Source organism: Oerskovia sp. 140933, from assembly GCF_059651515.1.
This window is the reverse complement of sequence record NZ_JAMXIO010000038.1, coordinates 17,748-31,763: the sequence shown is the minus strand read 5'-3', so window position 1 is coordinate 31,763 and position 14,016 is coordinate 17,748. Positions and strand designations below refer to the sequence as shown.

General features: G+C 73.9%; 16 protein-coding genes and 1 pseudogene. 9 read left to right on the top strand and 8 right to left on the bottom strand.

Annotated features, from left to right (window positions below; translation table 11 throughout):
• Positions 1-46: 46 nt before the first annotated feature.
• Positions 47-271 carry a hypothetical protein gene (locus NHG27_RS16400; protein WP_193718100.1) on the bottom strand — a complete coding sequence of 75 codons (225 nt, stop codon included), beginning with the start codon at positions 269-271 and terminating at the stop codon, positions 47-49.
• A gap of 89 nt (positions 272-360) precedes the next feature.
• On the opposite strand from NHG27_RS16400, the gene NHG27_RS16395 reads away from it, so the two are divergent.
• Together NHG27_RS16395 and NHG27_RS16390 are read left to right on the top strand one after the other, a co-directional pair.
• Positions 361-873, top strand: a complete 513-nt coding sequence (locus NHG27_RS16395) for a MarR family winged helix-turn-helix transcriptional regulator (protein ID WP_497017010.1) — start codon at positions 361-363, stop codon at positions 871-873.
• 66 nt (positions 874-939) lie between these two features.
• On the top strand, positions 940-2,037 hold the full coding sequence (locus NHG27_RS16390; RefSeq protein WP_497017009.1) for an FUSC family protein: 1,098 nt from the start codon (positions 940-942) through the stop codon (positions 2,035-2,037).
• A gap of 27 nt (positions 2,038-2,064) precedes the next feature.
• On the opposite strand, the gene NHG27_RS16385 is transcribed toward NHG27_RS16390, so the two are convergent.
• Positions 2,065-2,796: an HAD-IA family hydrolase gene (locus NHG27_RS16385; RefSeq protein ID WP_497017008.1), complete on the bottom strand. Its 732-nt coding sequence runs from the start codon at positions 2,794-2,796 to the stop codon at positions 2,065-2,067.
• Between the two features lie 67 nt (positions 2,797-2,863).
• Here NHG27_RS16385 and tmk point away from each other — a divergent pair.
• The 4 genes and pseudogenes from tmk to NHG27_RS16365 form a co-directional block, all read left to right on the top strand.
• Positions 2,864-3,484, top strand: a pseudogene (tmk, locus tag NHG27_RS16380) (dTMP kinase); the annotation flags it as partial.
• Positions 3,485-3,669: 185 nt separating this feature from the next.
• The gene (locus NHG27_RS16375; RefSeq protein WP_193718105.1) at positions 3,670-4,806 is read left to right on the top strand and encodes a DNA polymerase III subunit delta'; all 1,137 of its coding nucleotides are present in this window, start codon (positions 3,670-3,672) and stop codon (positions 4,804-4,806) included.
• Between the two features lie 114 nt (positions 4,807-4,920).
• Positions 4,921-5,583 (top strand): hypothetical protein, encoded by a 663-nt coding sequence (locus NHG27_RS16370; protein ID WP_497017007.1) that lies wholly within the window; start codon positions 4,921-4,923, stop codon positions 5,581-5,583.
• 263 nt (positions 5,584-5,846) lie between these two features.
• Positions 5,847-6,272 carry a DUF6098 family protein gene (locus NHG27_RS16365; protein WP_497017006.1) on the top strand — a complete coding sequence of 142 codons (426 nt, stop codon included), beginning with the start codon at positions 5,847-5,849 and terminating at the stop codon, positions 6,270-6,272.
• A gap of 34 nt (positions 6,273-6,306) precedes the next feature.
• Here NHG27_RS16365 and NHG27_RS16360 read toward each other — a convergent pair whose 3' ends face one another.
• Together NHG27_RS16360 and NHG27_RS16355 are read right to left on the bottom strand one after the other, a co-directional pair.
• The gene (locus tag NHG27_RS16360; RefSeq protein WP_497017005.1) at positions 6,307-7,005 is read right to left on the bottom strand and encodes an ANTAR domain-containing protein; all 699 of its coding nucleotides are present in this window, start codon (positions 7,003-7,005) and stop codon (positions 6,307-6,309) included.
• A complete protein-coding gene (locus NHG27_RS16355; RefSeq protein WP_497017004.1) occupies positions 7,002-7,754 on the bottom strand; it encodes an ANTAR domain-containing protein in 753 nt (250 codons plus the stop codon). The genes NHG27_RS16360 and NHG27_RS16355 overlap by 4 nt, the downstream gene beginning before the upstream one ends.
• Positions 7,755-7,953: 199 nt before the next feature.
• Here NHG27_RS16355 and NHG27_RS16350 point away from each other — a divergent pair, with 199 nt between their 5' ends.
• The gene (locus NHG27_RS16350) at positions 7,954-8,175 is read left to right on the top strand and encodes a DUF2188 domain-containing protein (RefSeq protein WP_497017003.1); all 222 of its coding nucleotides are present in this window, start codon (positions 7,954-7,956) and stop codon (positions 8,173-8,175) included.
• A gap of 102 nt (positions 8,176-8,277) precedes the next feature.
• Positions 8,278-8,967, top strand: coding sequence for a PAS and ANTAR domain-containing protein (locus tag NHG27_RS16345; protein ID WP_497017002.1), 690 nt, complete (start codon positions 8,278-8,280; stop codon positions 8,965-8,967).
• A gap of 38 nt (positions 8,968-9,005) precedes the next feature.
• Here NHG27_RS16345 and NHG27_RS16340 read toward each other — a convergent pair whose 3' ends face one another.
• The 3 genes from NHG27_RS16340 to NHG27_RS16330 form a co-directional block, all read right to left on the bottom strand.
• Positions 9,006-10,244, bottom strand: a complete 1,239-nt coding sequence (locus NHG27_RS16340) for a low temperature requirement protein A (protein WP_497017001.1) — start codon at positions 10,242-10,244, stop codon at positions 9,006-9,008.
• A gap of 70 nt (positions 10,245-10,314) precedes the next feature.
• Positions 10,315-10,686, bottom strand: a complete 372-nt coding sequence (locus NHG27_RS16335; protein ID WP_193718109.1) for a YybH family protein — start codon at positions 10,684-10,686, stop codon at positions 10,315-10,317.
• Positions 10,687-10,786: 100 nt separating this feature from the next.
• Positions 10,787-11,674 (bottom strand): alpha/beta fold hydrolase, encoded by an 888-nt coding sequence (locus NHG27_RS16330; protein WP_497017000.1) that lies wholly within the window; start codon positions 11,672-11,674, stop codon positions 10,787-10,789.
• A gap of 304 nt (positions 11,675-11,978) precedes the next feature.
• Between NHG27_RS16330 and NHG27_RS16325 the strand changes: the two genes are divergently transcribed.
• Positions 11,979-12,623, top strand: a complete 645-nt coding sequence (locus tag NHG27_RS16325; RefSeq protein WP_497016999.1) for a LysE family translocator — start codon at positions 11,979-11,981, stop codon at positions 12,621-12,623.
• A 134-nt stretch (positions 12,624-12,757) separates the two neighbouring features.
• Here NHG27_RS16325 and NHG27_RS16320 read toward each other — a convergent pair whose 3' ends face one another.
• Complete coding sequence (locus tag NHG27_RS16320; RefSeq protein ID WP_497016998.1) at positions 12,758-14,002, bottom strand: MFS transporter; 1,245 nt, start codon at positions 14,000-14,002, stop codon at positions 12,758-12,760.
• Positions 14,003-14,016 lie beyond the last annotated feature (14 nt).

The window sequence follows — 14,016 nt, the reverse complement described above, 5'->3', positions numbered from 1 at the left end:
CTGACGTGCAGAACGACCGCAACCCCGTTCTCGGCAGGGCGAGGGCTCAGCCCGCGGTCGCCTCGTCCGTGTGCTCGACGACGTAGCTGCGGCCGTCGGGGCCCGTCACGTACTCGAAGCGCGTCTTGAGCTCGCGGTCGCGCTCGGCCTCGGCCGCGGAGACGCCGCGCCCGGGCGAGCCCTGCTTCCCGACCTGGGCGGGGCCGAAGATCGGCAGGAACGTCTCGGTCATGCGCAGGCCCAGGGGGCGTCGTCGCTGCTTGTCGGCCATGCGCCTCTCCTCACGAGAACCGGTGCAAATGCATGGTGCACCAATGATTGGTGTACCAAGCATAGGGGAGATCTGGCTACGATGACGACGTGACCACCTCGATCCAGAGCGCCGCGCCCGACGCACCGTCGGCAGCGGCGCGTGCGCCGGGCCCGGACCCGCTCGCCCTCGAGTCCCAGGTCTGCTTCGCGCTCTCGGCCGGCGCCCGGGCCATGGTCGCCATGTACAAGCCGCTGCTCGAGCCGCTGCGGCTCACGCACCCCCAGTACCTCGTGATGCTGGCCCTGTGGCAGGACGCGGCGACCGGTCAGCGCACCACGGCCACGTCGCTCGCCGACCGGCTCCACCTGGACCCGGGCACGCTCTCGCCGCTCGTCCGCCGGCTCGAGACCACGGGATACCTCACCCGGTCCCGCAACGAGCACGACGGCCGCGTCGTCGACGTGACCCTCACCCCGGCCGGGCGCGAGCTGCGGGCGAGGGCCGAGGAGGTCCCGCCCGCCATCACCGCCGCGACGGGCCTGACGCTCGACGAGCTCATGGACGTGCACGCGGCAGCCTCCAAGGTCGTGGCCGCGGGCCTGCGGGCCGGTGTGATCTGAGGGCGGCCAGCCGCTGACGGGGCCCGAGCCGCTGCGACCGCCGCGGCCCGTGCCTAGGGTGTCCGGATGACCCACCCCAGCCTGACCGACCGGCCCGTGCCGCGTCCGAGGCGTCTCGCCGCCGAAGCGATGCGGCAGTGGCGTCTGCACCCGAGGTGGGGCATGGCGCTGCGGGGAGCCGTGGCGGCCGGCATCGCGTGGCTGGTCGGGATCGCCATGCCCGAGCCGTTCTCGGACTATCCCTACTACGCGCCCCTGGGGGCGGTCGTCGCGACGACGAGCACCGTGGCGCGCTCCGTCCGGGAGTCGTTCCAGGCCGTGGGGGCCATCCTCGTCGGCGTCGTCATCGCGCGGGCGGCGGACTTCCTGCTCGCACCCAGCGCACTGTCGATCGCGATCGTGGTCGCCCTGGCGACGCTGGCCGCGGGCTGGGTCACGCTCGGGGAGATGGGGTCGTGGGCGGTCACCTCGGCCTTGTTCGTCCTCATCGTGGGGAACACGGACAAGGTCGGCTACATGGGCGCGTACGCGGGCCTCGTGGTCGTCGGCGCTCTCATCGGCATCCTCGTCAACCTTCTGTTCCCCCCGCTGCCGATCGTCGCCACGGACGTGGTGCTCGACCGGTTGAAGAACGCGTTGGCCGACCAGCTGGACCACCTCGCGGACGGTCTCGACCGGGACGTGGCCCCCACGCACGAGGAGTGGGACGAACGGAGGCTGCTGCTCGGACCCGTGGTCGACCGGTCTCGGCGGTCGGCGGACCACGCCCGGGAGGCGGCCCGGGCCAACCGGCGCGCCCGGCGCTACGCCGACGCGACACGCGCGCAGCGCGAGCAGTCGGAGGCGCTGTCGACGGTGTCGGGGGTCGTGACGGACATGACCCGGCTCATCACGGCCTGGGAGACGCAGGACCGCGACGACCTCGCGTTCGGGGAGCCGCTGCGCCCGCTGGTGCGTGACGCACTGCGGGAGCTCGGGGAGGTCGTGCGCTCGTCGGCCGCGGGCCGTGTCGACGAGGACGGTCTCGGGCGACTGCACGAGAGGACCGACGAGCTCCGGAGGGCCGTCCGGGACGCTCGCAGCACGTCCGAGGAGGACTTCTTCGTCGCGGGGGCGACCGTGCTCTCGCTCCGGCGCGCGGCCGACGCGTTCGACGCGTCGTAGCCCGTCCGGTGCTGCGAGTGCGAGGGCTCAGGCGTCGGTGACGCGGATCGCGCCGTCCGGCCCGACGACGAAGCGCACCTGGTCCAGCCCGGTCGCTCCGGCGTCGGGCACCACGGCGCCTCCCGCGAGCTGCTCGAACGTGTGGGTGCCCTCGACGACGAGCACGGCGCACCCCGCCGCCCGGCCGGCCGCGACCCCGGCGGGCGCGTCCTCGACCACGAGGCACCGTGCCGGGTCCACGCCCAGGCGCTCGGCCCCCAGCAGGAACGGGTCGGGGTCGGGCTTGCCGTGCGTGACGTCGTCGGCCGTGACGACGACCGCGGGCGGCACGAGCCCGGCGGCCGCGATGCGGGCCGCCGCGAGCGGCCGCGTGCACGACGTGACGATCGCCTGGCGGGTGGGCGGGATCGACGCGAAGGAGTCGACCGTGCCCGGCAGGATGCGCACGCCGTCGTTGTCGTTCAGCTCGAGGTCGTGGATGCGGTCGTACGCCGCCTCCACCTGGTCGGCAGGCAGGAGGCGCGCGATGAAGGTCCGCGCGGGAGTCCCGTGCTCGACCTGGAACGTGTCCGCGTCCGGCAGGCCGTACTCGTGCGCCCAGCGGCGCCAGTTCCGGTCGACCGCGGGCACCGAGTCGATCAGGGTGCCGTCCATGTCGAACAGGATCGCGTCGAAGGTCCGGTCGGCGAACGCGACGCCGGGCGTCGGGAGCGCGGGGGACTCGGGGAGGTCGGGGCCGGGAGCGGGGAGGACGGACATGCCACCGAGGCTACCGGCCGTGTCGCGGGGGCGGACCGGTGTCAGGTGGCCCGACTATCGTGGGCGCGTGAGCACACCCGGTTACTTCATCTCGTTCGAGGGCGGCGACGCCGTCGGCAAGTCCACCCAGTCCCGCCTCCTGGGGGAGTGGCTGGGCGAGCTGACCGGCCGCGAGGTCGTGCTGACGCGCGAGCCCGGGGGGACGGAGCTGGGGGCCGAGCTGCGTCAGGCCGTGCTGCACGGCCGGGACATGGACGCCCGCACCGAGGCCCTGATCTACGCGGCGGACCGCGCCCACCACGTCGCGCACCTGGTCCGCCCCGCGCTCGAGCGCGGGGCCGTGGTCGTCACGGACCGCTACCTCGACTCGTCGGTCGCCTACCAGGCCGGTGGTCGTGAGCTGGGCGTGGACGAGGTCGAGCTCATCTCGCTGTGGGCCGTGCAGGGGCTCATGCCGGACGTCACGGTCCTGCTCGACCTGGACCCGGCGGTCGCGGTCGAGCGGATCGAGGGGAAGCCGGACCGGTTGGAGAGCGCGGGGATCGACTTCCACCGCCGCACGCGCGAGGCGTACCTCTCCCGGGCCGCGGCGGACCCCGAGCGGTGGGTCGTGATCGACGCGGCCGGCTCGATCGAGGACATCCAGGCCCAGATCCGGGTGGACCTCGCGGCCCGGCTCGAGCTCACGCCCGTCGTCGAGGAGGCCGAGGACACGGTCGAGGCGCTGCCCGACGACGGGTTCGACGACTCCGACTCCGCGATCGGCTACACGCCCGGCCTCGCCGACCTGCCGGTCACGCCTCCCGCGAGCCGCCCCGCCTCCGGCCCCGCCACGGGCACGGTCGCCGCGGACGCGACCGGGACGAGCACACCGTGACCGTCTGGGACGACGTCGTCGGGCAGGAGCACGCGGTCGAGGTCCTCTCGGCCGCGGCGACCGACCCTGCCGCGATGACGCACGGCTGGCTCCTGACGGGCCCCCCGGGGTCGGGGCGGTCCAACGCCGCGCGGGCCTTCGCGGCCGCGCTGCAGTGCGAGCAGGGCGGGTGCGGGGTGTGCCAGGCGTGCACCACGACCCTCGCGGGCACGCACGCCGACGTCACGGTCGTCGCGACCGAGAAGGTCACCATCACGATCGACGAGGTCCGGGACCTGCTGGGTGTCGCGAGCCGTCGCCCGTCGCAGGGGCGCTGGCGCGTCATCATCGTCGAGGACGCCGACCGCATGGCCGAGCGCACCACCAACGTCCTGCTCAAGTCCATCGAGGAGCCGCCGCCGCGCACGGTCTGGATCCTGTGCGCGCCCAGCCCGCAGGACGTCCTGGTCACCATCCGGTCCCGCTGCCGGGGCGTGGCCCTGCGGGTGCCCCCGGTCGAGGCCGTCGCGCAGCTCCTCGTCCGGCGCGACGGCGTGGACCCCGTCGTGGCGGAGGCCGCCGCGCGCGCCGCGCAGAGCCACATCGGCCTCGCCCGACGTCTGGCCCGGGACGGCAAGGCGCGCGAGCGCCGGTCCTCGGTCCTGTCGATCGCCCGCCGGATCCGGGGCGTCGGGGACGCCGTGGTCGCGGCGGGTGAGCTCGTCGAGGTCGCGCAGGCCGAGGCCAAGGCCGCCACGGAGGAGCGGGACGCGGTCGAGAAGGCCGAGCTCCTGCGAGCCCTGGGCGTCGAGGCGGGAGGCACGCTGCCGCCCCGGCTCCGGTCGCAGGTGACGGACCTCGAGAAGGACCAGAAGCGTCGCGCGACCCGACACCAGCGCGACGTCCTGGACCGCGCGATGCTCGACCTGCTCTCGCTCTACCGCGACGTGCTCGTGGTGCAGCTCGGTGCCCACGTGGACCTCGTCAACGCCGAGCTCGCCGAGACCGTGCAGGCGCTCGCGGAGGACTCGACCCCGGAGCAGACCGTGCGCCGCATGGACGCGATCGGCGTCGCGCGCGAGCGCCTCGGCGGGAACGTGGCGCCGCTGCTCGCGCTCGAGGCCATGGCCATCGCGCTGCGTCCGCAGGGCTGAGCCCGCGCGGCACGTCGCGCGCCGCACATCGAGGACGAGGCCCGGGGGCGGGCTGGACGGCGCGTAGGCGGTCCGGGAGGATGTGGCGACCCACCCCTCGACGAGAGCGAACCCATGGCCGACGACGGCTCGACCCGGACCACCGAGCGGCGCGAGGCGGGTCGTGGCGCCCGCGCACGCCGCGGCCCCGGCAGGCCGCGCAGCCCGCGCGGCAGGGAGGGTGAGAAGGGTGGCGCGCTCGCCCTGACCGGGGCCGTGATCTTCTGGGGCGTCGCGGTGGTCCACCTGGTCAACGGCTTCACGCGACCGCTCGGCCTGGTCGACGTGCGCGTGGTCGACGCCTCGCGCCTCTCCTCGGTCGCTCAGGAGCAGGTCGACGCGATGGTCACGACGACCGTCCACGGGACGGCCATCCCCTGGACCGACGTCTACTCCCACCGGCCGCTCGACACGATCGACCTGATCGCGTTCTCCGCGCTCCTGGGGACCGCGTGCTTCCTCACCTTCCTCCTGGCCCGGCAGGGGTCCCGGGGTGCGCGCGACGTCCTGGACGGGACGGCGACGGCGCGCTGGCTCGGGATCGTGCTCGTCGCGGTGGGCGTCGTGCCGGCGCTCGCGCAGTCGCAGGCGACGCGCGTGCGCCTCGCCGACGCGGGGCTCTCGGACGTCCTCGCACCGGCGTACCCGGCCCTGGGATGGGCCTGGGTCGTGGCGGGGGTCGGGGTGGCCCTGGTGGTCCCCGCCCTGCGGAAGGCGTCGCGGCGGGGTCGCGACTGATCGTCCGGCGGGGCCGGGCCGCGTGCCGGTCGCCTCTGCCCGACGCCGCCGCTCGCCACCGGAGGGGTGCGGCGCCGTCGGGCGTGGTGCGGCTTGTGCCCCGTTCCTGCACGTATGGAAGGTCGTCCGGCGGGCAGGTAGGGTCGGTGGCACAACGGGTCAGGCAGTCGGCTCACGCATCCTTCGTCCGAGGAGTCGTCCCGTCATGCCCATCGAAGCCCGTGTGTCCCCACCTTCTCGTGACGGTGCCCGCATCGCCTCCCGTGCCCGTCGAGCTAGCCGCCGTGTTCACGGTCGAGTCGCTGAAGGAGCTGGTCGAGCTCACGGGGCAGGGCGTCCCCCTGTACGTGCGGTGCAGCGGGGGGCCCGCGGTCGACGCGACACAGGCTCGCGTCGACCACGAGAGCGGGTGCCGCCTGCCGGGGATCCCGGCCAACCCCCTCGACCCGGAGCCGTGGTGGGCCCGACCACCCGAGCAGTGGGTCGCCCGGCAGCTGCAGCGGTACGCGCACCTCGCCGAGGAGAAGCACTACGCCTGGGTGCTGACCGGGGTCGTCGTGGGCCGCGGGCCGGACTGCGAACCGCTGCTCGGCGACGTCCGGCCCGTGGCCCGGCTCACGGACCAGGTCGTGCACGACGCGACGCGGCTCTACCAGGCCGTGCTCGACCAGGTGGTCGGTCTCCCGTGAGGTGAGGGGAGGACCGGGCTCGAGCAGCCCGGTCTCAGGACCTCCGGGCCTCGTCGATCGTCGCGCGCGCCGTCGCCGTGAGCGTCCGGCCGTCCTGCTCGCTGCGACGCACGAGCTCGTCGTAGGCATCGGCCATGCCGATGCCCAGCTGGTAGGCCAGCACGCCCTTGGCCTGCTCGACGACGACGCGGCCTTCGAGCGCTCGCCGCAAGTTCCCCAGGAGATCGTCCTCGTCGACGTGCAGCGGCTGGACGATGACCAGGGTGGCGACGTCGGCGAACGCCTGCGCGAGCTGGCGTGCTGTCTCGTCGAGCGGTTCGTCGGAGACGGTGAACAGGTTGAGCCCGCCGATGACCTGACCGTGCCAGCGCATGGGGGACGCGAAGACCGAGCGGAACCCGGCCCGGACGATCTCGGGGCCGATGCGCGGCCAGCGTTCCTCGACCGCCGACGCCCCGACCGCCTCGACGCTCTCACCTCCTCGCACGACGTCGACGCACGGCCCCTCGTCACCCTGGGCCTGGTAGATCTCGAGCTCGGTCGTGCGGTGGGACGTGGCGCTCAGGAACTCGAGGTGGTCCCCGTCGCTGCGCAGCAGCAGGCCCGCGGCGTCGGCCGGGACGAAGCGTGCGCTGTCCTGGACGAGCTGCGCGAGCAGCCCGGTGACGTCGTGGTCCTGCAGCAGGGCCGAGGTCACGGCGGCCAGCGCCTGGGCGGACGTGCGGGGGATCATGGCTCCTCGTTTCCGGGGGTGTTGCCGGGGCTCTCGTGCGAGACGATCCCGTCGGACCGTTTGCCACGACGCGCGAAGTTCAGACGGCCCGAGACGATGTCGTCGGCGACCTGGTCGAGCGACTCGGACTGGGCGTAGGCGCTGGCGCGCAGCAGTGCGAGCGCGTCCTCCGGAGCCACGCCGAGCTGGGCCACGACCATCCCGGTAGCCTGGTGGACGCGGGCACGTTCCGGCCAGGTCGGGTAGGACAGGGCGCTGACCGAGGCGGGATCACCCAGGAGAGCCGCCCCGACGGCGTCCGCGAGGAACTGCGCGTCGGGCGTGCTGAACGCGAGCGGCCCCTCGACCGAGTACACGGTGAGCACGCCGATGATCTGCCCGGCGGGACGCATGGGGACGGCGTAGATCGTCACGGGACCCGTGACGGACTCCGCGAGCTCGCTGAACACCGGGAACCGCGTGCTGTCGACCCCGTCGATGACCTCGACGACGGTCCGCCCCTCGGTGTACGCGACCTGCCCCGGGCCTTCGCCCAGCACCTCCTGGAGGTCCTCGTACCGGGCGGAGTTCCCGTTCGACGTGCTGACCGTGAGCCGCTCGGGTGTGGTCGAGGAGAGCGTCAGCGCGCCACCGTCGGCTGCGAGGATCTCGACGCACGCCTGGCACAGGCGCACCGCCAGGGGGGCTGCCGTGTCGCTGCCGGCGAGCGAGCGGGCGAGCAGCCCGAGCATCGTCGTCTGACCGACCATCGCATCCTCGCTCTCCACGTCCGGTTCGTCACGTCCTCCCGTCAAGTCTCGCACCGAACGGCCCTCGACCGCAGGAACTGCGCACCCGCGCGGACACGCCGCCCTGCGGGGAGCAGTCCTCGCGGTCTATCGTGGGAAGACGGTCGAGAAGTGGCCGTGAGGGTCGTGCCCGCGGGAGCGGGAGGGTGAGGTCTTCGCGATGTTCACTCGCATCGAGACGTTCTACGAGGACAACCTGTGGAAGAACCGTCGCTCCGGCGACGCCCAGGTCTTCGCGGTCTTCGACACCAAGGCCGAGGCGATGCTCGCCGCGCGCGACGCGGCGCTCCGTGAGGGGGCCGAGCACGTCGTCCGGGGGATCGGTGGCGCGGTCGAGCAGATCGTCTTCCCCGGTGACCGCCCGTGGAGACGCGTCGGCTGAGTCGACGCCCGTGTGCGGTTGCGTCCGGCGGCGCCCGGCCTAGCATCAGGAGAACGCAACCCGGGGAGGGCAGCCCCGGGCGTACCGGGGAGTGTCGAGGACATGGCACAGGACGACGAGAACAGGGACGACCGAGACCTCGAGGCAGTCCTCCTGGCCGGAGGGCGCCAGCCGGTCGCGCGCTTCGCGCTCGACGTGCCGACGGGCCGGTGGTGGTGGTCGGACGAGCTGTTCGCGATGCACGGCTTCGCGCCCGGTGAGGTCGTCCCGACGACGCAGCTCATGCTGGCGCACAAGCACCCCGACGACGTTGCCCGGGTCGCGGGCGTGTTCGCCGACGTCGTGCGGACCGGTGCCCCGTTCAGCGTCGTGCACCGGATCGTCGACGCCGCTGCACGGACCAGGGTCCTGGGCATCGTGGGACAGGGGGAGATCGACGCACGGACGGATCGGGTCGCCCGCGTCACCGGTTACTTCATGGACCTCACCGAGTCGCAGGAGGCCATCGCCCAGGAGCGGGCGACGGAGGCCGTCTCGGCGTCGGCGAGGAAGCGGGCGGCGATCGAGCAGGCCAAGGGGGCGCTCATGGTGGTCTACGGCCTCACCGACGACGAGGCGTTCGAGATCCTGCGGCACCACTCGAGCATCACCAACGAGCCCGTGCGAGACCTGGCGGCCCGCCTCCTCGCGAGCCTGGGCGGAGGGTCCGACGGTGCGTCGCTCACGCGCGAGGACCTGGACCACTTCTTCGAGGCGCCGCACCACTCGCCCCGGGCGAGCCACACGATCTAGGACGCTCGGCGTCGGGCGGGCTCGTGGTCCGGGGCAGGTCAGCGCTCCGTGCGCACCGCACGGCGCGACACCGCGACGTCGCCCAGGATCACGGCGAGCAGCACCCCGTTCGAGACCCAGTTGATCGCGAGCGGCGACAGGACAGGGTGCGTCAGGTACAGCAGGCCCAGCGCGACGATCCCGGCGACGTGCGGCAGCGACCACGGGCCGCCCGTCGCGCGCCGGAACAGCGTGTTGCCCACGAGGTAGACCATGCCCGCGCCGCAGATCAGCCCTGCGGTCCAGGGCTCGGCATGGCCCGAGCCCTCGTGGCCCAGAGGGTGCAGCAGCACGATCTCGTCCGCGACGGCCGTCAGCACGATCCCGACCACGATCAGGTAGGGGACGTACGTGTACGCGGTCTGCGCGATCATGCCGGGGGAGTCCGACCCCGCGAAGTACGCCGTCGCCCGGCGCTCGGAGCGGTCGAAGTACAGCAGCCACATCAGGACGGTCGAGGCGAAGGCCGCGAGGAACGCCAGCAGCACCGTGCCCGTCAGCTCGAGGTCGCCGAACGCCGTGCCCGTGACGATGATCGACTCGCCCAGGCTGATGATGATGAACAGGCCCACCCGCTCGGCCATGTGCCCGCCGCGCACGACCCACGTCGCAGGGTCCGTCGGTCCCAGGACCGGGACCCGGAACAGGGCGCGTGGCCCCGTGTAGTCGACGAGGACGGCCGCGACCCACAGGAGCAGGCGCCACGAGTCGTCCGGGACGAGCGCCCCCGCGATCCACAGGACGCCCGAGCAGACCTGCCACACCGTGATCCGCACGAAGTTCGTGCCGTTCTCCGGCCAGTGCCGGTGCAGGGCGTACGCCGTCCAGGCCGAGCGTCCCACCTGGATCGCGACGAAGGTCCCCGCGAACAGCAGCGCCTTCTCGCCGAACGCCTCGGGGATCGCACTCGACATGAGCAGCCCCAGCAGCATCATCACGATCAGCAGGGTCCGCACGGGGTGGCGCTCGGGATCGAGCCAGTTGGTGACCCACGTGGTGTCGATCCACAGGTACCAGACCGCGGCCCCCAGGATGAGCGTCTGGACCAGGGTCGTGCCGTCGGGGTGCGCGATGAGCGAGTGCGAGAGCTGGGTCACCGCGAACACGAACACCAGGTCGAAGAACAATTCGATGTAGCCGACCTTGTCCGAGTCGTGCCCCTGCCCGTGGCGCAGCACGTCCGCGCGCATTCCCCACGTGCCGGGAGCGCGCGAGGCGCGGGGAGCGTCGGCGCTCATGCTCGCGATCCTCGCACGCGACGGGGGACGCGTCGCGGGCTGCGCTCGGCGGCCCGGCCCGCTGCCCGGCTCAACCCGCCGTGTACGGCTTGGTCGGCCAGTACGCCCACTCGGCGAAGTCCTCGACGCGGCCGTCGTCCGCGAACCGCAGGATCCACAGGTCGCGGTACTCCTGGGGGTCGGGCCCGCCGTAGCGGACCTCGACCCGGACGACCGCGGCGAGCCCGTCGACCGCGACGGGCTCGGCGGTCATGGTGAACGTCTGCCCGGCGTCCGCGAGCCAGAAGTCCCGGATCTGGTCGTGACCGCGCAGCGGGTCGTCGTACGGGGAGCGGGCGTACGCGGCGTCCTCGGTGAAGAGTGCCGAGACGGCCCGCGGGTCCTCCGCGCGCCACGCCGTCTCGTAGGCGCCGACCCACGCCATGACGCTGTCGCGGTCCATGTGTCCTCCTCAGGGTCGGTTGGTCGGTCGGTCGGTCGGTCGGTCCACCGGCCGGGCGCTCCCGGGCGCTCCCGGCAGCTCGGGGTGCCCGGCCCGCCCGTCAGCGGATGTCCGTGCCCTCCAGGACCGTGCGCAGCGCGGACGCGAACCCGTCGGGGTCGCCCGGCATGCCGTACTCGTCGCCCAGGAAGCCGCCGTGGTTGCTGGGGAACGCGACGGCCTCGGTCCCGATGTTCTGGGCGATGGCACGCGCCGACCGGGCCGCCATCTGCTCGCCCGACTCCTCGCCCGCCGCGAGGACCACCCGGGTCGACGCGCGCGAGAGCGCGTCGTAGTCGGGCTCGTAGCCCGTGCCGCTGAGGAGGTTCTGCCCCAGCAGGGCGTCGTCGCGCGACCCGTCGTCCTCGGCGGGGAAGCCGAACGCGCCCGGGTCGGGCACCGGCTGGTCGGCGAAGTCGTCCGGGAACGGCCCCTCCCAGCTCGTGAGGGCGATGAAGTGCGCCATGCCCGCGCCGAAGCCTCGCTCCTGGTAGGTCCTCGAGACGGCCTGGATCGCGGCGAGCACCGCGTCGCGGTCCGGCAGCGCGGGGCCCGACGGCGGCTCGTGGGCCACGAGGGTCCGCACCTGCTCGGGGTGGGCCGCGACGAGCGCGAGGGCGTTGACCGCCCCGCCGCTGCTCGCGAGGACGTCGACCGGCCCGGACCCCAGGGCCTCGATCACGAGGTGCAGGTCGTCGGCGTGGTGGTCGGGCGTGACGGGCGTCGACGGGTCGGTGCGCGGGCTGCGCGAGACGCCGCGCGGGTCGTACGTCACCACGGGGCGGTCGGTGAAGTGCGAGGCCAGGGTGCCGAAGCCCTCGGCCCCCATGGGGGAGCCGATGAGCAGCAGCACGGGCGCCTCGGGGGTCGCGTCGGCGAGGTTCCCCCGGACGTCGTAGGTGATGGTCGCCCCGGGCGCCTCGAGGGTCCGGGTCTCGATGTCGGTCACGGTCGTGCCTCTCGATCGGGTGAGCGGGGCGGCGTGGGTGCCGGCCGTCTCTGCGGGTCGTCGTCCGCGTACGGGACGAAGACCCGCCGCGCCGCCCGAACTCATCGGCCCCTGCCCCTCCCACCCTGCCGCGCGGTGCGCAGTCGTGCACGGCGAGCGTCCCTCCTGCGTCCGGGAGCGTCGCGCGCTCGCGGGGCTCGGGCCCCGAGAGGGGTGGTGGTCACCGTGCGCCGGGGGCAGAATGCCGAGGAGGACGAGCTCGACGGCCGCGCACGGCGGCGCATCGCGACAGGAGGCCGCGCACATGGTCGGTACGGCAGCGGTCCTGGGGATGACGGCCGTCGCCCTGGGCATGGTCCTGACGCCCGGTCCCAACATGGTCTACCTGGTCTCGCGCAGCATCAGCCAGGGGTGGCAGGCGGGCATGGTCTCGCTCGCGGGGACAGCGTCCGGCTTCGTCGTCTACATGACCCTGGCGAACCTGGGGCTCGCGGCCGTCGTCGTCGTGGTGCCGTGGCTGTACGTCGGCCTCAAGGTCGCGGGCGCGTGCTACCTGCTCTACCTCGCGTGGAGGACGCTGCGCCCGGGCGGGCGGTCCCCGTTCGAGGCGCAGGACCTCCCGCGCGACTCGCGCGCCACGCTGTTCCGCATGGGGCTGCTCACCAACCTGCTCAACCCCAAGGCCGCGATCATGTACCTCGCGCTCATCCCGCAGTTCATCGACCCGGCCGCGGGCAGCGTCATGGGGCAGGGGTTCGTGCTGGGCGGCGTGCAGATCGGGGTGAGCATGGCCGTCAACGCGGCGATCGTCCTCGCGGCAGGCAGCATCGCGGTCTTCCTGCGCTCGCGCCCCACGTGGATGCGCTGGCAGCGCCGCGCGACGGGCACCCTGCTGGGTGCGGTGGGGGTACGGCTCGCGATCGACGCCCCGGCCCCGGCGACGGCGTGAGGCCGCACGCCCGACGTCGTCGCTCGCCGCCCGAGTCCGCCTCGCCCGAGGCCTCGCACGGGCAGGTACGGGTCGGCACGGAGAGGCGCGACGAGCCTCCGTGGTGCGCTGCGCCGTCGGGCCCGCGACGTGCCTCACGCGGACCGCAGCGACCGCGACCCCAGGGTGAGCAGCGGTGCCGCGAGCGTCGCGGCCGCGACGAACAGCGCGACGCCCGTCCACCCCGCCTGCACCCACGCGACGCCTCCGAGCCACCCCAGCAGGCTCGACGCCGCGTAGTAGAAGACGTTGTACAGCGACGTCGCCTGCGCCCGCCCCACCACCGCCCGGTGCCCGACCCACCCCGACGCGACCGCGTGCGCCCCGAAGAACGCCGCCGTCAGGACCACGAGGCCCAGCAGGACCACGAGGATCTGCGGCGCGAGCGTCAGGAGCGCCCCCGCACCCATCGCGCCGCCCGCCACGGCCAGGACCCGGCGGCGACCCCACCGCAGCGTGAGGCTGCCCGCGAGCCGGGACGACACGGTCCCGCCCAGGTACGCGAAGAACACGAGCGACGTGACCGCGGGCGACAGCAGGTACGGCGGGGCCTCGAGCCGGAACCCCAGGTAGTTGTACGTCGTCACGAACCCGCCGATGACCAGCGCGCCGTTCGCGTACAGGACGAGGAGGCCACGGTCGCGCAGGTTCGCGACCACGAGCGCACCGACCTCGCGCAGGCTCGCACCGCCCGGGACGAACCCCCGCGCCCGCGGCACGAGCACCACGAACACCACGGCCGCGACCGCGCACAGCCCCGACACCACGGCCAGGCCCACGCGCCAGCCCGCGACCTCCCCGACCGACGCCGCGAGCACCCGGCCCGCGAGCCCGCCCACCGACGCCCCGCCGACGAACAGCCCTGCGACCACGGCCGTGTGCGCCGCCCGGATCTCCTCGTGCAGCAGCGTCACCGCCAGCGCAGGGACCCCGCCCAGGGCCGCCCCCGCGAGGAAGCGGCCCGCGACGAGGAGCTCGGTCGTCGGTGCGAACGGCACCAGGACGCCCAGGGCGCTCGCGGCCACCAGCGCGGCCCGCATGGCGCGGACGCGGCCGACGCGGTCGGCGACCACGGACCAGGGCAGGACCGCGAGCGCGAGGCCGAGCGTCGCGGCCGAGACCGTGAGCGAAGCCGTGGGGGCCGAGACCCCGAGGTCGGCCGCGACGGCGGGCAGGATCCCCTGCGGCGAGTAGAGCTGCGCGAACGTCGCGACCCCCGCGCACACGAGCGCGACGACCGTCCGGCGGTACCCCTGGGAGCCCTTCCGGTAACCCGTCCACGGCGCGCGCGGGCCGGGCAGGGCGGGTGCTGCGGCCGTTCCCGCGCCGAGGGTCGTCATGGGCTCGACCGTAG

Bases quoted from the DNA above. Each gene is read 5' to 3' on its own strand.
- NHG27_RS16370 (WP_497017007.1), top strand. From the start codon at position 4,921: ATGGCCGACGACGGCTCGACCCGGACCACCGAGCGGCGCGAGGCGGGT.
- NHG27_RS16345 (WP_497017002.1), top strand. From the start codon at position 8,278: ATGGCACAGGACGACGAGAACAGGGACGACCGAGACCTCGAGGCAGTC.
- NHG27_RS16320 (WP_497016998.1), bottom strand. From the start codon at position 14,002: ATGACGACCCTCGGCGCGGGAACGGCCGCAGCACCCGCCCTGCCCGGC.
- NHG27_RS16390 (WP_497017009.1), top strand. From the start codon at position 940: ATGACCCACCCCAGCCTGACCGACCGGCCCGTGCCGCGTCCGAGGCGT.
- NHG27_RS16355 (WP_497017004.1), bottom strand. From the start codon at position 7,754: ATGGTCGGTCAGACGACGATGCTCGGGCTGCTCGCCCGCTCGCTCGCC.
- NHG27_RS16325 (WP_497016999.1), top strand. From the start codon at position 11,979: ATGGTCGGTACGGCAGCGGTCCTGGGGATGACGGCCGTCGCCCTGGGC.
- NHG27_RS16385 (WP_497017008.1), bottom strand. From the start codon at position 2,796: ATGTCCGTCCTCCCCGCTCCCGGCCCCGACCTCCCCGAGTCCCCCGCG.
- NHG27_RS16400 (WP_193718100.1), bottom strand. From the start codon at position 271: ATGGCCGACAAGCAGCGACGACGCCCCCTGGGCCTGCGCATGACCGAG.
- NHG27_RS16335 (WP_193718109.1), bottom strand. From the start codon at position 10,686: ATGGACCGCGACAGCGTCATGGCGTGGGTCGGCGCCTACGAGACGGCG.
- NHG27_RS16340 (WP_497017001.1), bottom strand. From the start codon at position 10,244: ATGAGCGCCGACGCTCCCCGCGCCTCGCGCGCTCCCGGCACGTGGGGA.
- NHG27_RS16360 (WP_497017005.1), bottom strand. From the start codon at position 7,005: ATGATCCCCCGCACGTCCGCCCAGGCGCTGGCCGCCGTGACCTCGGCC.
- NHG27_RS16350 (WP_497017003.1), top strand. From the start codon at position 7,954: ATGTTCACTCGCATCGAGACGTTCTACGAGGACAACCTGTGGAAGAAC.